Genomic DNA, 19,253 nt, shown 5'->3' with positions numbered 1-19,253 from the left:
CGTCGGACGTGGTGCGCCGTGCTACTCGCGGAAGATCGCGACGAGGCGCAGGATCTCCAGGTACATCCAGACGACGGTGACCAGGATGCCGTAGGCGCCGGTCCAGCCGTAGATGCGGGGGAGGCGGTTGCGCACGCCCTGCTGGATGAACTCGAAGTCCATCACGAGCGAGTACGTGGCGAGCGCGACGGCGATGAGGCCGATCACGATGCCGATGAAGCCGGTGCGGAGACCGAAGCCGCCGCCGACGCCGAAGAGGCCGAGGCCCAGGTTCACCAGCGAGAACACCGCGTAGCTGATCATGCCGATGAAGAAGATCTTGTTGAGCTTCGGCGAGGTGCGGATCTTGCCGTTCATGAACAGCGCCAGGGTGACGCCGATCACGATGACGGTCGCCATGAGGGCCTGGACGACCGCTCCGGCGTACGCGCTCTCGAAGAACTTCGAGATCGCGCCGACAGCGATGCCCTGGGTCGCGGCGTAGCCGAGGATCAGGGCGGGCGACGGCTGCTTCTTGAAGGCGTTGACGATGCCCAGCACCAGCGCGACGAGCACGGCGGGGAGCATCAGGCCCGGGACGAACCAGCCGACGGCCGCACCCGCGAGGAGCACGACGAAGGCGAGGGCGGTCTTGGCGAGGGTGTCCTCGACGGTCATCCGGTCGGTCTCGACGGAGCCGGCGGCCGGACGGGAGTACATCTGGTCGAGCGTGCCGGGGGAGACGTCCGGGAGGTCCTGCACGCGGCCGGCGTAGCCGCGGTTGCTGAACTCCGGGCGTCCGAAGGCCGGATTGTTGCTTGCCATGGTTCCTCTTCTCTCAGGTGCGCTGGTCTCCGAGGGAACTCGCGGATCTGAGTCGCTGTGTGTGCGGGGTGCGCCGCGGATCCGAGAGGACTGCGACGATGGATACCACCTTATCTGAGAGCACCTCTCAGAGTCTGGCTGTTCTCTTCGAGCGGACCTCGACTCCGCTGCGAGCCGTGCAGAGCCGCCCGTAGGATCGCGGCATGCCCGCGCGCCAGTCACCGCTCGTCATCGGCCACCGCGGAGCGAGCGGCTACCGACCGGAGCACACCCGCTCCGCCTACGAGCTGGCGATCGCGCTGGGCGCCGATGCGCTCGAGCCCGATCTGGTGGCGACCCGCGACGGCGTGCTCGTCCTCCGCCACGAGAACGAGATCTCCGGCACGACGGACGTCGAGAAGCGCCCGGAGTTCGCTGCGCGCCGCACCACCAAGCGGATCGACGGCCGCGAGATCACCGGCTGGTTCACCGAGGACTTCACCTGGGACGAGCTGTCGGAGCTGCGGGCCCGCGAGCGGCTGCCGGCGGTGCGCGGCTCCAGCGCCACGTTCGACGGGCAGTTCCCGCTGCTGCGCTTCAGCGAGCTGCTGGCGCTGCTGGACCGGGCGGCGGAGGACGATCCGCTCGCTCCGCCGGGGCTCGTCGCCGAGATCAAGCACGCGACGTACTTCGCCGGGATCGGGCTGCCGCTGGACGTGCTGCTGTGCGAGGAGCTCGCCGCCGCGGGCTGGGGTCCGCGCGACCCGCGGCTCACGATCGAGAGCTTCGAGAAGACCGTTCTGGAGCGGCTCGCGGTGAGCGGAGTCGGCACCCGCCGGATCTACCTGCTCGAGTCGCGCGGCGCCCCGCCCGACCTCGTGGCCGCCCACGGCGCCGACGCGGCCCCCTACTCCGCCTTCACCACGCCGGCGGGACTGCGGAACCTCGCCGGAGCCGTCGACGGGATCAGCGTCGACAAGAGCATGCTCTTCTCGCGGGACGCGGCCGGCCGGGCGACGGGGACCGGTCCGCTCGTCGAGGACGCTCACGCGGCCGGGCTCGAGGTCTACTGCTGGACGCTGCGCGCCGAGAACCGGTTCCTCGAGAAGGTGCACCGCCGCGGGAAAGACCCGGCGGAGTACGGCGGCTGGCAGGAGGAGTTCGCGATGATCCTCCGCTCGGGAGTGGACGGCGTCTTCGCCGACCAGCCCGATCTGGCGATCGAGGCGCGGGCGGCCGAGCAGGAGCGCCTGCTCCGCGGCTGAACCCGGATCGTGATCGTTCGCTCCTCCGGCGCGTGCCGAGCGGACGCGGAGGCTGCGCTGGCATCATCGGCTCACCACCGCCCGCCCGACCCTCGAGAGGAGGCCCCGTGTCCACCCGAGAGCGCATCACCCGCCGCTGGATCACCACCGCCGTCCTCGCCGTGATCGGCGTCGCCGTCGTGTACTGGCTCGCCGTGCTCACCCCTCAGGGCCAGGGCGTCGAGAACTCGGGGCTCCGGGGCGCCGACCTCGTCTTCGGCCGCGCCACCGGCGCCGCCGCGGGGGCGCTCGCGGACGTCACCCCGCTCTCCATGGTCGTCGGCGCCCTGCTCGTCGCGGCGATCGCGCTGATCCGGAGGCGCCCGGCGCTGGCCGTCGCCTCCGTCGGCTCGATCGTCGTCACGGCCGGGCTCACCCAGCTGCTCAAGAACGTGGTCCTCGAGCGGCCCGAGCTGGTCGACACCGACTCCTGGTACACCGGCGGCAGCTTCCCGAGCGGGCACACCGCGGCGGCCGTCTCGGTGGTCTTCGCCCTGGCGATGGTCGTCCCCGGGCGCGCGCGGACCGTCGTGCTCGCGCTGGGCGGCGCGGTCGTGGTGCTGGTCGGCAACCTGACGATGGCCGCCTCCTGGCACCGGGCGAGCGACGTCCTCGGGGCCGACCTCGTCGCGCTCGCCTCCGCCTCCGCCGCCTGCGCGTGGCTGACCACCAGGGCCCAGGTGGGCCGAGCGCCGAAGAGGCCCGCGCGGCGCGGGGTGAACCGGCTGCTCCTGGTGTGCTCGGTGATCGTGGTGGTGCTGCTCGCGGCGCTCGCCGTCCAGGGCATCCAGTACTACCCCGACGACACGAAGGACCTCACCGCCTTCGCGCTCCTGCAGCTCCTGGCGGTGTCGACGTCGGCGCTCGCCGTGCTCGGCTTCTCCCTCGCGTGGCGCGGACTGGACGTCGGCGGGGCGCTCACCTCGCCCGCGCCGCGTCAGCGGACCGCCTGACCGCTCCCGGTGTCGGAGGGGCGATCTACACTCGGAGGGACATGAGCTTCCTCTTCGATCCGAGCGACTCCCGCGCCACCCCGGTCATCGTCGGTCCCCCCGGCGGCCCCGGGGACGCGCCCCGCACCGACCCGGCGCACGAGCAGCTCGTCGCGGGGCTGAACCCCCAGCAGCGCGAGGCGGTCGAGTACCGCGGAGACGCGCTGCTCATCGTCGCGGGTGCGGGCTCGGGCAAGACCAGCGTCCTCACCCGGCGCATCGCGAGCCTCCTGGGCAACGGCGAGGCCTGGCCGAGCCAGATCCTCGCGATCACGTTCACCAACAAGGCCGCGGCCGAGATGCGCGAGCGCGTCGAGAAGCTGGTGGGGCAGAGCGCCGAGGGGATGTGGATCTCGACGTTCCACTCCGCGTGCGTGCGGATCCTGCGCCGCGAGGCCGAGAACTTCGGCATGACCAAGTCGTTCACGATCTACGACTCGGGCGATCAGCGCGCCCTGCTCAAGCGCATCGTGAAGGACCTCGAGGCCGACTCGCTCGGGATCACCGTCGCGAGCGCCTCCGCGAAGATCTCCAAGCTCAAGAACGAGCTCGCCGACGTCGACTCCTACGCCCGCACCGCGAACCTCAGCGACCCGAACGAGGAGATGTTCCTCCAGGTCTTCCGGGCCTACTCGCGGGCGCTCGAGGGGGCGAACGCGTTCGACTTCGACGACCTGATCGCGCAGACCGTCTACCTCTTCCGCGCCTTCCCGCACGTCGCCGCGAAGTACCAGCGGCGCTTCCGCCACGTGCTGGTCGACGAGTACCAGGACACGAACCACGCCCAGTACTCGCTGATCCACGAGCTGACCCGGCCCGTGCCGCCGGCGACGATGGCGGCGGCGCAGTTCGACCGCCCCTACCGCGGACCGGTCACGGCCGACGGCTCCATCCCGGGGGCCTCGCTCACCGTCGTCGGCGATTCGGACCAGTCCATCTACGCGTTCCGCGGCGCCGACATCCGCAACATCGTCGAGTTCGAGCGCGACTTCCCGGGCTGCCGCGTGATCCTGCTCGAGCAGAACTACCGCTCGACGCAGAACATCCTCTCGGCGGCCAACGCCGTCATCTCGAACAACTTCGACCGTCGCGCGAAGAACCTCTGGTCCTCCAGCGGCGACGGGGAGAAGATCGTCGGCTACACCGGTTACTCGGGTCACGACGAGGCGCAGTTCGTGGTCGACGAGATCGCCCGCCTGCACGCGGCGGGCACCGGCTACGACGAGATCGCGGTCTTCTACCGCACCAACGCGCAGACCCGCGCGCTGGAGGAGATCTTCATCCGCTCCGCGCTGCCCTACCGGATCCTGGGCGGCACGAAGTTCTACGAGCGCGCCGAGATCAAGGACGCCCTGGCGTACCTGATCACGGTGGCGAATCCGGCCGACGTGCTGGCGCTGCGGCGCATCATGAACACTCCGAAGCGGGGCATCGGCCCCGCGACCGAGGCGCAGCTGCAGTCGTTCGCCGACACCAACGCGGTGACCCTGCGGGAGGCGATGCGCAACGCCGGCTCGCTCGGGATGGGCCCGAAGGTGACGAAGGCGATCGTCGACCTCGCGACCCTCCTCGACGAGTGCGCGCTGATGCTCGACCCCGCACGGGAGGGCGGCGAGGCGAAGGTGCACGAGGTGCTGACGGCGCTCCTCACCCGCAGCGGCTACCTCGACATGCTCCGCGCCAGCCGCGACCCGCAGGACGAGGCCCGCGCCGAGAACGTCGACGAGCTCATCGCCGTCACCAAGGAGTTCGCGCGCAACAACCCGGACGGCGGGCTCGTGGACTTCCTCACCGAGATCTCGCTGGTCGCCGCGGCCGACGACCTCGACGACGACTCCGGCACCGTCTCGCTGATGACGCTGCACACGGCGAAGGGCCTCGAGTACGACGCCGTGTTCCTCACCGGCATCGAGGAGGACCTGCTCCCGCACCGCATCTCGGCGAACGAGCCCGGCGGCCCGGCCGAGGAGCGGCGGCTGTTCTACGTGGGGATCACCCGGGCCCGCAAGCGCCTCTACCTCTCGCTCGCGATGACCCGCGCGCAGTACGGCGAGACGTCGGTCGCGATGCCGAGCCGGTTCCTGCAGGAGATCCCGGGAGAGCTGATCCAGTGGCGCCAGTCGCCCGGCGCGGCGACCTCGCGCGGCGGCACGCAGCCCCGGGCCCTGAACGCTCAGCGGCCCGGCTTCGGCAAGTCGCGATCGAACACCGAGTTCCGGGAGGCGCTCGCCGCGGCGCCGAAGGCCAAGGGCGAGTTCCCGAACCGGATCACCGGCATGGTGCGCGACAACGGCGACCTCGAGCTGATCGCAGGCGACCGCATCCGGCACACCGACTTCGGTGAGGGGCGCGTGAACGCGGTGACGGGCGAGGGCTCGAAGCGCGTCGCGCACGTGCTCTTCGACCAGGTGGGCGCGAAGAAGCTGCTGATCAAGGTCGCGCCGATCGAGAAGATCTAGTCCGGTGGCGGCCGGATCGGCGGCCGCGCGGCTCGCGACGGAGGTGTTCTCCCCGGCGGTCCTCGCGGTGCTCGTGCCGGTCGTGGTCGGCGCGCGCGTCGCGGATCCGCCCCTGCTCGGCGTCGCCTGGGGAGCGCTCGCGGCGCTCTTCGTCGGCGTGGTGCCCTACCTCGTCATCCGCCTGCTGATGCGCACCGGCCGGATCCACGGCGACCATCACGTGCCCGACCGGCGCGAGCGGGCGCTGCCGATCGCGCTGGCGCTTGGGTCGATCGCGGCCGGCCTGGTACTGCTCGCCGTGCTCGGCGCTCCTGCCGCGGTGACCACGTTCGGCGTGGTGACGGTGGCCGTGGTGCTCGCCGTCGGCGTGGTCAACCTGGTCTGGAAGCTGTCCGGGCACGCGGCGGTGGTCGCCACCTGCGCCGTCGTCGTGCTGATCGCCTACGGACCGCTCTCCCTGCTGATCAGCGTGCCCATCGTCCTCTGGGTGCTCTGGTCGAGGGTGCGCCTCGGTGCGCACACCCCCGCTCAGGTCCTCGCGGGCGCCGCGGTCGGCACCGTCCTCGCCGGGACCGTCTGGTCCCTGCTCGGCTGACGTCCGTCCCTTCCCGTGTGCCCTCTGGTCGCCGTCCGCGAGATGCCGCTCCGGTGCGCGGTACGCCGTGGTGGGCTCACCCGAGCGGCATCTCGCGGAAGTGGTCAGCCGGCGTAGCGCGCGACGAGCTCCCGCTTGAGGATCTTGCCGCTGGGCCCGAGCGGAAGGGCGTCGACGAACTCGACGCGGCGGGGGAACTTGAAGGCGGCGAGATGCTCGTTCGCGTAGGCGATCAGCTCCTCCGCGGTGGCGGTCGCCGACGGGGCGAGGATCACCGCGGCCATCACCTCCTGGCCGTGGCGCTCGTCCGGAATCCCGAAGACCGCCGCGTTCTGTACGGCCGGGTGCCCGATCAGCACCTCCTCGACCTCGCGCGGGTACACGTTGTAGCCGTTGCGGATGATCATGTCCTTCGTGCGGTCGAGGATGCGGATGTAGTCCTCCTCGTCCTTCGTGCCCAGGTCGCCGGTGCGGAACCAGCCGTCGATCACCGCCTCCGCGGTCGCCGCCGGGTTGCCGAGGTACCCCTTCATCAGGTTGTGCCCGCGCACCACGATCTCGCCGAGCTCGCCCCGGGGGAGCAGCTCGACGCGGTCGGTCACGTCGGGGCGGGCGACCTCGACCTCGACGCCCCAGATCGGCGTGCCGACCGTGCCCGGCCGCGGCGGGACTCCGACGTGGTTGAAGGTGGCGACCGGGGAGGTCTCGGTGAGCCCGTAGCCCTCGTAGATCTCGACGCCGAACACCTCGCGGAAGCGCTCGATCACGGCGACGGGCAGGGCGGCGCCTCCCGAGACCGCGTAGCGCAGCGGCGGCCGGTCCTCGCGCCGGGTCGCGGCGTCGAGCAGGGCGACGTACATCGTGGGCACGCCCTCGAAGACCGTGCAGCCGTGGGCGATCATCGCCTCGAGCGCGGCGTCGCCGTCGAACTTCGGCACCAGGACGACCGTCGCGGCGGTGCGGAAGGCCGTGTTCATCGCGCAGACCTGCCCGAAGGTGTGGAAGAGCGGCAGCGCCCCGAGCACCACGTCGCCGCGGTGCAGGTCGAACGTGTTCATCAGCAGCACGTCCGACTGCGAGACGATCGCGAAGTGCGTCCCCTCCGCCCCCTTCGGGCGGCCGGTGGTGCCGCTGGTGTAGAGGATCGTCGCCGTGTCGGAGGGGGAGCGGGGCACGTAGCCGTCGATCGGGGTCGCCTCCGCGGCGAGGTCCTCCAGGCGCGGGAGGGGCGAGGCGGTGCCGTCGGGCACCATCACGCTCAGCACGGGAACGTCGGCGAGGTCCGCTCCGGCGGCCCCCTCGGCGAGCAGCGGAGCGGCGCACACGAGCGCGACGGCTCCGGAGTCGCGCAGGACGTAGGCGATCTCGTCGTGCTTGAGCAGGGCGTGCACGGGGACCACCACGGCGCCGAGCGCGAGGACGGCGAAGTAGCCGCGGGGGAAGTCGGGGACGTTCGGGACGAGCAGGGCCACGCGGTCGCCCGGTCCGATCCCCTGGGCGCGCAGGGCTCCGGCGTAGGCACGGGTCTGCCGCCAGAGGGTCGCGTAGTCGACGGCCTGCTCGCCGACGCGGATGGCGATCGTGTCAGGGGTGCGCCGCGCCGCCTCCGCCAGGATGGCCGCGACGGAGAGGGTGCCGAAGCCGGCGGCGGGCGGGGGAGCGGCGGGGGCCTCGGCCGTGCGGGGTTCGGTGATGCTCATCAAGGCTCCAGTCGTCGTTGACCGCCGCGGCGGATGCCGGGTGCTTCACCGTAGATCCGCCGGGCGGCCGCGTCGAGCGATCCGCACCGGATGTTCAGCACGGACGGGCGGGGAGTGCGCATCCCGGCGCCGAGCGGAAGGGGGTGCGGGAGGCGCGGGCGGCTGCCTACAGTCGGACTGCTGCGGCCCGGTTCCGCGGGTCGGACGACGGGAGGCGCGATGCGCGGCGAGGCGACGCTCTACACGGATGCGGTGGTGACGGCTCCGTTCGCCCTCGCGGTGATCGCAGAGGCGACCGGCTCGCGAGTGGTCGGCGCGCGGACCGCGGACGCGCACGTCCCGCTCTACAGCGGTCCGACGAGCGCGCGGGTCGAGATCGCGGGGTTCGGCGACAGCGTGCCGGTCACCGTCGACGTGCGCGACGAGCGCGGGATCGACGAGGCGCGTGCGGCCGCGCAGGCGCTCGGGCTGGAGCTCGCCGCCTACGCGGGCTGGGAGGTCGTGGCCGGCTTCTGAGCGTCGCGTCGGACCCGGGCGAGGTAGTAGCGGCTGGGCGCCGTCCTCACGATCGCGGGAAGCAGGCGGTAGACGGCGAAGGTGCGCGAGAGCGCCCGCTCGAACCGCGCCTCCTGCCGTGCGGTCCAGTGGAAGCCGAAGGGCTCGCGGAGCGCCGCCGGGAGCAGACCGGCGGTGATCAGGCGGAGGTAGGGGCCGAGCGGGCGCAGGTACCAGGCGGCGATGCTCGGGCCCAGCAGGTCGTGGGCGACCCGGCGGGCCGCGGGCGTGACCTCGAGGCGCTCCAGCTCCCGCTCCCAGTAGGCGTCGAACGCGGTGCGGGAGTCGGGCCAGAGGTCCGCGGGCATCTGCAGCGCCGCGCCGACGACGACGGAGCGGCGCACGATGTCGTCCGCCTCCTCCTCGCTCAGCGCACCGAAGGCGCCCTCGTAGAGCTGCAGCATCGACTGGGTGAGCGTCGCCGCGACCCAGCGCTGCAGCTCCGGGTCGAAGGCCGTGTAGCCGGGGCCGCGCACGGGCACGTGCGCCCTGTTCACGCGGCGGCGGACGGCGCGCACGTCCTCGGGAGTGCCGTAGTGCAGGACGTAGAGGTAGGAGAGCGTCCCGTGCAGGCGGTTCACGGCCCGGTGCACGAAGTCGGAGTGGTCGGCGACGCCCTGCCCGACCGCCGGGTGCGCGATCTGGAGGAGGATCGCGCGCGCGCCCGCCAGGAGGAACACGCCCTCGCGGAAGACGTCCGGGGTGCGGGAGGCCGACGACATGGCTCCACGCTACGCGGGAGCGGCGGGCGGAGGAGGAGCCGGCGCCCCCGGCGGGCGTCCGGCGGGCGCGGAGCGACCGCACGGGAAGCCCCCGGCGGGTGCGGAGTAGACTCGGCGCGGCCCAGGGACAGTGCCGAGACTCCGGCGTCGTCCGGGCCACCTCGAACTCGAAACGCAAGCGCGCTCGGCGCGGAATGGGAATGCAGCGTGGATCTCTTCGAATACCAGGCCCGTGATCTGTTCGAGAAGTACGGCGTCCCCGTGCTCCCGGGCATCGTCGCCGACACGCCGGAGGAGGTGCGCGCCGCGGCGGAGAAGCTGGGCGGCGTCACCGTCGTCAAGGCGCAGGTCAAGATCGGCGGCCGCGGCAAGGCGGGCGGCGTGAAGGTCGCGAAGACCCCCGAGGACGCGTTCGCCGCGGCGCGGTCGATCCTCGGCCTCGACATCAAGGGCCACGTCGTCAAGCGCGTCATGGTCGCCGGCGGTGCGCGCATCGACCGCGAGTTCTACTTCTCGGTGCTGCTGGACCGGGCCAACCGCTCCTACCTCTCGCTCACCTCCTACGAGGGCGGCATGGAGATCGAGCAGCTCGCCGTCGAGCGCCCCGACGCCCTCGCGCGCGTCGAGGTCGTCCCCGGCCAGGGCATCGACCAGGCCAAGGCCGAGGAGATCGCCCGCGCGGCGAAGTTCCCGGAGGAGCTGATCGCCAAGGTCGCGCCCGTCCTGGTGAAGCTCTACGACGTCTACACCGGCGAGGACGCCACGCTCGTCGAGGTGAACCCGCTCGTGCTCACCGAGGAGGGCGACATCGTCGCGCTCGACGGCAAGGTCTCGCTCGACGAGAACGCCGGCTTCCGCCACGCGGACCACGCCGCGCTCGAGGACAAGGACGCCGCCGACCCGCTCGAGGCGAAGGCCAAGGAGAACGACCTCAACTACGTGAAGCTCGACGGCGAGGTCGGCATCATCGGCAACGGCGCGGGCCTGGTCATGTCGACCCTCGACGTCGTCGCCTACGCCGGAGAGAGGCACAACGGCGTGAAGCCGGCCAACTTCCTCGACATCGGCGGCGGAGCCTCCGCCCAGGTGATGGCGAACGGCCTCGACGTGATCCTCGGCGACGAGCAGGTCAAGAGCGTCTTCGTCAACGTCTTCGGCGGCATCACCGCGTGCGACGCGGTCGCCAACGGCATCCTCCAGGCGCTCGAGATCCTCGGCGACTCGGCCACGAAGCCGCTCGTCGTCCGCCTCGACGGCAACAAGGTCGAGGAGGGCCGCGCGATCCTCCAGGCCGCCGCCAACCCGCTCATCACGCTCGCCGCGACCATGGACGAGGGCGCCGACAAGGCCGCCGAACTCGCCGCCGCGTAACGGACCCGACGACTCAAGGAATCAGAGAACAAGCATGTCGATCTTCCTCACCAAGGACTCCAAGGTCATCGTCCAGGGCATCACCGGCGGCGAGGGCACCAAGCACACCGCGCTGATGCTCAAGGCCGGCACGAACGTCGTCGGCGGCGTCAACGCCCGCAAGGCCGGCACGACCGTCACCCACGGCGACGTCGAGCTCCCCGTCTTCGGCACCGTGAAGGAGGCGATGGAGGCCACCGGCGCCGACGTCTCCATCGCGTTCGTGCCGCCCGCCTTCTCGAAGGACGCCGTCATCGAGGCGATCGACGCCGAGATCGGCCTCCTCGTCGTCATCACCGAGGGCATCCCGGTGCAGGACTCCGCGGAGTTCTGGGCGTACGCGCAGGAGAAGGGGAACAAGACCCGGATCATCGGCCCGAACTGCCCCGGCATCATCACGCCGGGCGAGTCGCTCGTGGGCATCACCCCCGCGACGATCACCGGCAAGGGCCCGATCGGCCTCGTCTCGAAGTCGGGCACCCTGACCTACCAGATGATGTATGAGCTGCGCGACCTCGGCTTCTCGACCGCCATCGGCATCGGCGGCGACCCGATCATCGGCACGACGCACATCGACGCGCTCGCCGCGTTCGAGGCCGACCCCGAGACGAAGGCGATCGTGATGATCGGCGAGATCGGCGGCGACGCCGAGGAGCGCGCCGCGGACTTCATCAAGGCGAACGTCACGAAGCCCGTCGTCGGCTACGTCGCGGGCTTCACCGCCCCCGAGGGCAAGACGATGGGCCACGCCGGCGCCATCGTCTCCGGCTCGGCCGGCACCGCGCAGGCCAAGAAGGAGGCCCTCGAGGCCGCGGGCGTGAAGGTCGGCAAGACGCCGTCCGAGACGGCCGCCCTGCTCCGCGAGGTCTACGCGGCGCTCTAGCGCCCGTCCTCCCCGCACCACCGTCGGAACGGACGGTGCCCCTGCTCCGGCGGGCGGCGCCGTCCGTTCCGTCGTCGGGGCGGGTCCGGCCGGAGTAGCGTCGCAGCGTGACCCGCCGCCTCGGACTCGACCTGCTGACCTTCGTGCCGTACCCGGAGGGCCCCGAGCAGCCCGGCGACGCCGCGCGGAGCCTCGAGGACGGGCTGGCACTGCTCGAGCTCGCCGAGGAGCTCGGCTACGGCACCGGCTGGGTCCGCGTGCGGCACTTCGAGCGCTACCTCGCGTCTCCGATGACCTTCTTCGCGGCCGCCTCCCAGCGGACCCGCCGCCTCCGCCTCGGGACCGCGGTCATCGGCGCCCGCTACGAGTCGCCCGTGCGCCTCGCCGAGGACGCCGCGACCGTGGACCTGCTCTCGGGCGGACGACTAGATCTCGGCGTCAGCAGCGGCTTCGCGCATCTCGCCTCCGTCTTCGACGGGGTGTTCGGGCAGGCCGAGCGCGACTTCCGCGAGGAGGCGCAGGAGCGCATCGCGCGACTCCGCGAGGCGCTCTCGGGCGCCGTGCTCGGCGTCGCGGAGTCGGCCCTGATGTCGGTCCCGGTCGGCGCTCCGCTCGTCCAGCAGCCGCACGCGCCCGGCCTCGCCGACCGGCTCTGGTACGGGGCGGGAACGGTGGCCTCCGCGGTCCGGGCGGGCGAGCAGGGCATGCACCTGCAGGTGTCCACGCTCAACACGGAGGAGACGGGCCTGCCGTTCGCCGAGCAGCAGGCGGTGCAGATCCGCGCCTACCGCGAGGCCTTCTCCGCCGCGCACCCGGGGCGCACGTCGAGGGTGACGGCGGGCCGCATCGTGCTGCCGCTGCTCGACGCCGCCGACGAGGAGGCGCACCGCCCCTTCATCGAGGGCTACCTCGCGCGGATGGACGACGAGGGCCGCCCCCGCACGGCCGACCGGTCGATCATCGCCGCCCCGATGCGCTTCAGCCCCCTCCACGTCGGGAGCCCGGAGCGGATCGTCGCGTCGCTCGCCGCGGATCCGGCGCTCGCGGAGGCGGACGCGCTCACGGTGACGCTCCCGGCGGTCGGCGGGGTGGAGTCGCACCGGCGCATCCTGCGCGCCGTCGCCGAGCGCATCGCCCCGCAGCTGGGCTGGACGCCCGGCGCCTGAGGATCAGCGCCGCGCGAGCAGTGCCCGGACGGGCCGCTGCAGCAGGAGCAGGAGCAGCCACCAGAGCCCGACCGACGGGATCAGCAGCGCCAGCGCCAGTGCGACGAGGAGCAGCGCGAGAGGCAGCAGGGCGGGCGCGAGCGGCAGGGGCCCTGCGCCGGGCCGCCTGAGCTCCGGGTGCCAGGAGAGGCGCAGCTCGATCAGGACCAGCGCCCCGCTCATCGCGGCCATCGTGCCGATGTAGAGCCCGATCGTCGCCCGGGAGTCCGGGAACAGCGCCAGCGCGCTCGTCGAGAACGGGAAGAACGCCAGCGCGGCCAGCCAGAGCAGGTCCAGCCACACCAGGGCGCCGTCGTAGTCCCCGGCGATCTCGAAGACGCGGTGGTGGGGGATCCAGAAGACGGCGATGACCGCGAAGGAGAGCGCGAAGGCGAGGACCGAGTCCAGGTGCTCCGCGAGCAGCGCCGGGACTCCGCCGCCCTCCCGGGCGACCTCGGGAGCCAGCTGCACGAGCGGCAGGACGAGGACGGTGATGGCGATGGCGGCGGTCGCGTCCGAGAAGTTGACGAGCCGGTCGAGCCCGCGCTCCGTCCGGCGGTGGGCCGCGCGTCCCCCGGGGCGCCCGCGGTGCACCAGGCGCTCGATCGGACCCGAGAGCAGGAGCAGCAGGAGCGCGAACATGTTGACGGCCGGCACCGCGACGGCGAGCACGAGGGCCGCGAGGAGGACGCTGATCACGATCAGCGACCTCGAGAGGGAGCGCCGCGGCTCCGCCCCCGGGGCCAGGAGATCCGGATCGCGGCGCACGATGAGCTGCATCGCGAGGGTCGCCGCGCTCGCCGCGATCATCGTGCCGATGTAGAGCGCGATGACGCTGCCGTCGGTGTCGAGCACGTTCGAGATCAGGTTCGCCGCGAAGGGGAGCAGCACGACCGCGGCCAGCCAGACGAAGTTCGCGACGACGAGCGCGGGCGAGTACCGGGCCACGCCCTCGAAGACGGAGTGGTGGACCGCCCACAGCCGCCCGATCACGGCGAACGTGATGAAGAAGGCGGAGAGGGTGCCGTAGTGCCCGGTGAGGAGGGACCCCAGATCGGCCGCGCGGCCCTCCTCGACCACGTCGACCAGGGGGAGGACGAGGAACGTGATGGCGATGGCGACGACGGCGTCGGAGAAGTTCACGAGGCGGTCCAGGCCGCGCTCCGTCCGTGCGTCCGAGGTCCCCGTCATGGCTCCGACACTAGAGGGCCGGGCGGCGCGCCCCTGACCCGCCTCCGAGCGCGCCGCCGCTAGGCTCGTCAGGCCCATGAACCGGATCACCGTCGCCCTCCTCGCCGCCTTCGACGCCGCGCTGTCGGCGCTGATCGGGATCGCGATCCCGCTCGTCCCGCTGACCGTCCTCTGGGCCGTGCAGTACGACACGACGGTCGACTTCGGCGTGTTCTGGCGGGTCGCCGCCGACGCCTGGCTGCTCGGCCACGGGGCCGACCTGCAGGCGGCGCTGGCCCCCGACTCCGCCCTCGCCGTGGCGCTGCCCGGAGGCGCGGACGCCTTCCCGGTGACGATCGCTCCGCTGGCCTTCGCGCTCCTCACCGTGCTGCTCGGCGCGCGCACCGGCCGCCGCGCCCAGGAGTCGCCGTTCCGGGCCATCGGCGTCCTCGTCGCGATCGCGACCTACCTGGCGATCGCGCTCCTGGTCTCGCTCGGATCCGCGGACCCGGCCGCCACCGTCGATCCCCTGCAGGGGACGCTGCTGCCGCCGCTCGTCTTCGCGCTGGGGGTGCTCGTCGGAGCAGCGCTCCACTCCGCCCGCAGCGACGAGGCCGACCCCCTCGGCGAGCTGGCCGCCTCCGCGCTCGACCGCGTCCCCGCGCCGGGGCCCGGGCTCGTCCTCGCGTCGCTGCGCGGGGGAGTGCTCGCCGCGGCCGGCGTGGTCGGAGTCGCGGCGGTGCTCGTCGCCGTGCTGCTGGTCGTGCACTACACCTCGGTCGTCGCGCTCTACGAGAGCCTCGGCGCCGAGGCGCTCGGCGGCCTGGCCCTCACTCTCGGGCAGCTCGCGTTCCTCCCGAACCTGGTGATCTGGGCGGCGAGCTGGCTGATCGGCCCGGGCTTCGCCCTCGGCACCGGCTCCTCCGTGAGCGCGGCCGGAACGCTGCTCGGACCGATCCCGTCGATCCCGGTCCTCGCCGCACTGCCCGCAGGGGACTCGGCCTTCGGCTTCCTCGGGCTGCTCGTGCCGCTGCTCGCCGGGTTCGCCGCGGGATGGCGGCTGCGGCGCGGCGTGATCGAGGCGCTCGACGGACGCTCGCTTCTGCGCTGGGGCGCGGCCGCGGCCGGCGGGATCGGCGTGGTCGGCGGCCTGCTGCTCGGGCTCCTCGCCTGGTTCTCGGCGGGCGCCGCCGGGCCCGGGCGGCTCGCCCAGGTGGGCCCGGACCCGCTCGTCGTCGGGGCGGTCACCGCCCTCGAGCTCGCGCTGGCCGCGGGCCTGGGCCTCGCCGCGGGCCGCAGCCGACGCGGCTGACGCCGGCGGAGGCGTCCCCTTAGACTTGCGCAGTGCTGAAGTTGGTCGTGCTCCTCTCCGGCGGCGGATCGAACCTCCGCGCCCTGCTGGACGCCACCGGCGACGAGGGCTTCCCCGCCCGCATCGTCGCGGTCGGCAGCGACACCGACGCCGAGGGCTTCCGCCACGCCGAGGAGCGCGGAGTCCCCGCCTTCACGGTCGCGCCGCGCGACTTCTCCTCCCGCGACGAGTGGGGCGCCGCCCTGCTCGGGCGCATCCGGGAGTGGGAGCCCGACCTCGTCGTCTGCGCGGGCTTCATGCGCATCCTGCCGCCCGTGGTGGTGGACGCGCTCAGCCCGCGGATGATCAACACCCATCCCGCCCTGCTGCCCCTCTTCCCCGGCGCCCACGCCGTCCGCGACGCCCTCGCCGCCGGCGCGACCGAGACCGGCGTCACCGTGCACGTGATCGACACCGGCGTCGACACGGGCCCCGTCATCGCCCAGGAGAGCCTCGCCGTGCTCCTCGGCGAGAGCGAGGACGCGCTGCACGAGCGCATCAAGACCATCGAGCGTCGCCTGCTGGTGCAGACGGTGCTCGACATCGCCCACGGAACCGTCGACCTCGAGGAGCTCGCCCGCGCATGAGCATCACCGCCCACGACCCCAGCAGCTACGACGACCGCGACCGGGTCCCCGTCCGCCGGGCGCTGATCTCGGTCAGCGACAAGACCGGCCTGCTCGAGCTCGGAGCGGCGCTCGCCGCGGCCGGCGTCGAGCTCGTCTCCACCGGCTCGACCGCAGCGACCCTCCGCGGCGCCGGCCACGAGGTCACCGACGTCTCGGCCGTCACCGGGTTCCCGGAGTCGCTCGACGGCCGCGTGAAGACGCTGCACCCGGCCGTGCACGCGGGCATCCTCGCCGACCTGAGGCTCGCCTCGCACCGCGAGCAGCTGGAGCAGCTCGACATCGCCGCGTTCGAGCTGGTCGTGGTGAACCTGTACCCGTTCCGCGAGACCGTCGCCGGCGGCGCCGACGCGGCGACCGTGGTCGAGAACATCGACATCGGGGGCCCGGCCCTCGTCCGCGCCTCCGCGAAGAACCACGCGAACGTCGCGATCGTCGTCGATCCGGCCGACTACTCCGGGATCGCGACCGCCCTCGCCGACGGCGGCACGACGCTCGCCGCGCGCCGCACCCTGGCGGCCCGCGCCTTCGCGCACACCGCCTCCTACGACTCCGCCGTCGCCGCCTGGTTCGCCGGGCAGGAGGCGGCCGAGGGCGTCGAGGGCTCGGTCGAGATCCGCGGGACCCTGCAGCAGGTCCTCCGCTACGGCGAGAACTCGCACCAGAAGGCGGCCCTCTACGTCTCTCCCGACGGCACCGGCATCGCGCAGGCGACACAGCTGCACGGGAAGGAGATGTCCTACAACAACTACGTCGACGCCGACGCGGCCGTCCGCGCGGCGTACGACTTCGTACTGCCCGCCGTCGCGATCATCAAGCACGCGAACCCGTGCGGCATCGCGATCGCGAGCTCGAAGGCGATCGACCCCATCGCCTCCGCCCACCGCCGCGCCCACGAGTGCGACCCGGTGTCGGCCTTCGGCGGCGTCATCGCCGCGAACCGGCCCGTCACCCTCGCCATGGCCGAGACGGTGAAGGAGATCTTCACCGAGGTGCTCGTCGCCCCCGGCTTCGAGCCCGAGGCGCTCGAGGTGCTGAAGACCAAGAAGAACCTGCGCCTGCTGCAGCTCCCCGACTTCTACGCCCCCGTCGAGCGCGAGTTCAAGCAGATCTCCGGCGGCCTGCTGCTGCAGGAGCCGGACCGCTTCATCGGCGGCCCCGGCGAGGTCAGCTCCGGCTGGCAGCTCGTCGCCGGCGAGCCCGCCGACGCCGACACGATGCTCGACCTCGAGTTCGCGTGGAAGGCCTGCCGCGCCGTCAAGTCGAACGCGATCCTCCTCGCCAAGGGCGGCGCCTCCGTCGGCGTCGGCATGGGCCAGGTCAACCGCGTCGACTCCTGCCACCTCGCCGTCACCCGCGCCGGCGACCGCGCCCCCGGCTCCGTCGCCGCCTCCGACGCGTTCTTCCCCTTCGCTGACGGCCTCGAGGTGCTCCTCACCGCCGGCGTGAAGGCCGTCGTCCAGCCCGGCGGCTCCGTCCGCGACGCCGAGGTCATCGACGCGGCCGCCCGCGCCGGCGTCACGATGTACACGACGGGGGAGCGGCACTTCTTCCACTGAGTGACGGGCGCTCCGCGCCCGTCACTCGGTGGAAGAAGTGGTGTTCGATCTCCCCGCCGCTCCCTGCGCGGCGGGGCGCGGTCGGCTTCGCGACGGGGTGCGTTCCGTAGAGCGGGGTGCGTCGCCGGTCGCGGGAATCGCTTGGCACGCGATTCCCGCTGAACCGGCTCTGCCTTGCGGTGCTCGTCTTCCCCGCCGCTCCCTGCGCGGCGGGGCGCGGTCGGCTTCGCGACACGGAGCGTTCCGCGGAGCGGGTAGCGTCGCCGACCGCGTGAATCGCTTGGCACGCGATTCCCGCTGAGTCGGCTCTGCCTTGCGGTGGGCGGTTTCCCGGCCGCTCCTCGCGCGGCGGGGCGTGGTCGGCGTCACGACGTGAGGCTTTCCATGGAGTGGGGGCGTCGCCGGTCACGGGAATCGCTTGGCACGCGATTCCCGCTGAAACCGCTCTGCCGTGCGGTGGGCGGCTCTTAGGGGGCTGCTAGGGGATCGACAGGCGAGGCGCGGGCGGGGGCGCGTAGGGTCACCGGGTGCCTTCCGACTCGACGCCCGCGTCCACTCCCGACACCCCGACCGCCGCGACCACGATCGCCCCGAACCGGGGCCGCGCGCCCGGGACGGGCCGCCGGATCCTCGTCGCGCTGCTCGCCGCCGCGGCGACCGCGCTCGTGGCGCACCTCGCCAACCTGCTGGCCTTCTTCATCGGCAACCAGCTGCAGCCCGGCTCCATCCCGCAGGTCAACGCCTACTTCCTGCTCTCGAGCGTGCTCGGCTTCGTGGTCGTCCTCGTCCTCGCCGTCGCGGGGATGCTCGGACGCACCTGGAGCGCCGCGCTCGCGGGACTCGTCGCGGGAGTGGTCGGAGCCGTGTTCGGCACGCTCGTCCAGGCCAGCGCCACCGGCGAGGCCGTCACGGGCGCCGTCTGGGCCTCCATCTTCCAGACCTTCGCCGGACTCAACCTCGTCTTCCTGCTCGCGTTCACCGTCTCGGCGGCGAGCGTCGGCCGCGCGCTCTGGAACCGCCTCCGCACCACGGGCGCTCCGGCCGCCGTCGTCACCGACCGCCGCATCGCGATCGTCCGGGCCCCGGCCGCCGACCTCTCGGCGGGCGAGCTCACCCACCTCGAGCGCGTCCCCGTCGACCAGCAGCGCGCCCAGCAGCAGTGGGAGGCGTACGTCGACCTGCTCGAGCGGGCCGGCTGGGAGACGGTCGAGGCCGCACCGGCGCCCGGACTCGCCGACTCCGTCTTCCTCGAGGACGCGGTCGTCGTCTTCGGCGACCACGCCGTGATCGCCCGGTCCGGAGCGGAGTCCCGCCGCGGAGAGACGGCGGGCGCCGAGGAGGCCGTCCGCGCCCTCGGCCTGACGGTCGACCGCATCGAGGAGCCGGGCACGCTCGACGGCGGCGACGTCCTCAAGGTGGGATCGACGGTCTACGTCGGCCGCGGAGGCCGGACCGACGCGGCGGGGGTAGCCCAGCTGCGCGCGATCCTCCGCCCCCGCGGGTACGACGTCGTCGCGGTCCCGCTGACCAAGGTGCTGCACCTCAAGAGCGCCGTGACCGCGCTGCCCGACGGCACGGTCATCGGCTGGGAGCCGGTCGTCGACGAGCCGCGCCTGTTCCCCTCCTTCCTGCCGATGCCCGAGGAGCCGGGCGCCCACGTGGTCGTCCTCGACGACGACACCCTCCTGATGGCCGCCTCCGCTCCCCGGAGCGCCGAGCTGCTGCGGAGCCTGGGCTACCGCGTCCTCACCGTGGACGTCTCGGAGTTCGAGAAGCTCGAGGGCTGCGTCACCTGCCTCTCGGTCCGCGTCCGCTGACGGCGGAGGCGGGGGGAACCGCCGGATCGCGGCGGCCGCTGGACGGAGCACATAGCCCGGGTATAGCCTTCAAGGCTGCCCGGAGCTCTTCGGCCCGGTGGCACCTCCCGCCTCCCCGCCTC

16 protein-coding genes are annotated in these 19,253 nt (G+C 72.8%); 12 read left to right on the top strand and 4 right to left on the bottom strand.

The genetic code is table 11. From position 1 onward, the window contains the following. Positions 1 to 21 precede the first annotated feature (21 nt). Positions 22 to 804: a Bax inhibitor-1/YccA family protein gene (locus C5B93_RS15710; RefSeq protein WP_104224741.1), complete on the bottom strand. Its 783-nt coding sequence runs from the start codon at positions 802 to 804 to the stop codon at positions 22 to 24. Between the two features lie 203 nt (positions 805 to 1,007). On the opposite strand from C5B93_RS15710, the gene C5B93_RS15705 reads away from it, so the two are divergent. From C5B93_RS15705 to C5B93_RS15690, 4 genes are all read left to right on the top strand, one after another. Next, on the top strand, positions 1,008 to 2,048 hold the full coding sequence (locus C5B93_RS15705) for a glycerophosphodiester phosphodiesterase family protein (protein ID WP_104292889.1): 1,041 nt from the start codon (positions 1,008 to 1,010) through the stop codon (positions 2,046 to 2,048). 107 nt (positions 2,049 to 2,155) lie between these two features. After that, complete coding sequence (locus C5B93_RS15700) at positions 2,156 to 3,040, top strand: phosphatase PAP2 family protein (RefSeq protein WP_104224743.1); 885 nt, start codon at positions 2,156 to 2,158, stop codon at positions 3,038 to 3,040. A gap of 41 nt (positions 3,041 to 3,081) precedes the next feature. Then, positions 3,082 to 5,538, top strand: coding sequence for an ATP-dependent helicase (locus C5B93_RS15695; RefSeq protein WP_104292888.1), 2,457 nt, complete (start codon positions 3,082 to 3,084; stop codon positions 5,536 to 5,538). A 4-nt stretch (positions 5,539 to 5,542) separates the two neighbouring features. Further along, complete coding sequence (locus tag C5B93_RS15690; protein WP_104292887.1) at positions 5,543 to 6,133, top strand: phosphatase PAP2 family protein; 591 nt, start codon at positions 5,543 to 5,545, stop codon at positions 6,131 to 6,133. Between the two features lie 104 nt (positions 6,134 to 6,237). Here C5B93_RS15690 and C5B93_RS15685 read toward each other — a convergent pair whose 3' ends face one another. Then, a complete protein-coding gene (locus C5B93_RS15685; protein WP_104234174.1) occupies positions 6,238 to 7,833 on the bottom strand; it encodes a long-chain fatty acid--CoA ligase in 1,596 nt (531 codons plus the stop codon). 219 nt (positions 7,834 to 8,052) lie between these two features. Here C5B93_RS15685 and C5B93_RS15680 point away from each other — a divergent pair, with 219 nt between their 5' ends. Continuing rightward, positions 8,053 to 8,349, top strand: a complete 297-nt coding sequence (locus tag C5B93_RS15680) for a hypothetical protein (RefSeq protein WP_104224926.1) — start codon at positions 8,053 to 8,055, stop codon at positions 8,347 to 8,349. Here C5B93_RS15680 and C5B93_RS15675 read toward each other — a convergent pair. After that, positions 8,316 to 9,110: an oxygenase MpaB family protein gene (locus tag C5B93_RS15675; RefSeq protein WP_104292886.1), complete on the bottom strand. Its 795-nt coding sequence runs from the start codon at positions 9,108 to 9,110 to the stop codon at positions 8,316 to 8,318. The two genes, C5B93_RS15680 and C5B93_RS15675, sit on opposite strands and share 34 nt — an antisense overlap. 207 nt (positions 9,111 to 9,317) lie before the next feature. Here C5B93_RS15675 and sucC point away from each other — a divergent pair, with 207 nt between their 5' ends. From sucC to C5B93_RS15660, 3 genes are all read left to right on the top strand, one after another. Beyond that, the gene (gene sucC / locus C5B93_RS15670; RefSeq protein ID WP_104292885.1) at positions 9,318 to 10,481 is read left to right on the top strand and encodes an ADP-forming succinate--CoA ligase subunit beta; all 1,164 of its coding nucleotides are present in this window, start codon (positions 9,318 to 9,320) and stop codon (positions 10,479 to 10,481) included. A gap of 34 nt (positions 10,482 to 10,515) precedes the next feature. Further along, a complete protein-coding gene (gene sucD / locus C5B93_RS15665) occupies positions 10,516 to 11,403 on the top strand; it encodes a succinate--CoA ligase subunit alpha (RefSeq protein WP_104224929.1) in 888 nt (295 codons plus the stop codon). A gap of 107 nt (positions 11,404 to 11,510) precedes the next feature. Further along, positions 11,511 to 12,569 (top strand): LLM class flavin-dependent oxidoreductase, encoded by a 1,059-nt coding sequence (locus C5B93_RS15660; RefSeq protein WP_104292884.1) that lies wholly within the window; start codon positions 11,511 to 11,513, stop codon positions 12,567 to 12,569. 3 nt (positions 12,570 to 12,572) lie between these two features. Here C5B93_RS15660 and C5B93_RS15655 read toward each other — a convergent pair whose 3' ends face one another. Then, complete coding sequence (locus C5B93_RS15655) at positions 12,573 to 13,799, bottom strand: TMEM175 family protein (RefSeq protein ID WP_181068417.1); 1,227 nt, start codon at positions 13,797 to 13,799, stop codon at positions 12,573 to 12,575. Positions 13,800 to 13,875: 76 nt separating this feature from the next. Here C5B93_RS15655 and C5B93_RS15650 point away from each other — a divergent pair, with 76 nt between their 5' ends. The 4 genes from C5B93_RS15650 to ddaH all read left to right on the top strand — a co-directional run bounded on the left by C5B93_RS15650 (position 13,876) and on the right by ddaH (position 19,131). Next, positions 13,876 to 15,090, top strand: coding sequence for a DUF6350 family protein (locus tag C5B93_RS15650; RefSeq protein WP_104292882.1), 1,215 nt, complete (start codon positions 13,876 to 13,878; stop codon positions 15,088 to 15,090). Between the two features lie 32 nt (positions 15,091 to 15,122). Further along, the gene (purN, locus tag C5B93_RS15645; RefSeq protein WP_104234179.1) at positions 15,123 to 15,716 is read left to right on the top strand and encodes a phosphoribosylglycinamide formyltransferase; all 594 of its coding nucleotides are present in this window, start codon (positions 15,123 to 15,125) and stop codon (positions 15,714 to 15,716) included. Then, a complete protein-coding gene (gene purH, locus C5B93_RS15640; protein ID WP_104292881.1) occupies positions 15,713 to 17,314 on the top strand; it encodes a bifunctional phosphoribosylaminoimidazolecarboxamide formyltransferase/IMP cyclohydrolase in 1,602 nt (533 codons plus the stop codon). Before purN ends, purH begins: the two co-directional genes overlap by 4 nt. A 527-nt stretch (positions 17,315 to 17,841) precedes the next feature. Continuing rightward, positions 17,842 to 19,131, top strand: a complete 1,290-nt coding sequence (gene ddaH / locus C5B93_RS17840) for a dimethylargininase (RefSeq protein WP_308471258.1) — start codon at positions 17,842 to 17,844, stop codon at positions 19,129 to 19,131. Positions 19,132 to 19,253 lie beyond the last annotated feature (122 nt).

The organism is Rathayibacter sp. AY1A2, assembly GCF_002930935.1.
Classification (GTDB): domain Bacteria; phylum Actinomycetota; class Actinomycetes; order Actinomycetales; family Microbacteriaceae; genus Rathayibacter.
The sequence above is the reverse complement of the archived record's forward strand: the minus strand, read 5'-3'. Positions and strand labels throughout refer to the sequence as shown.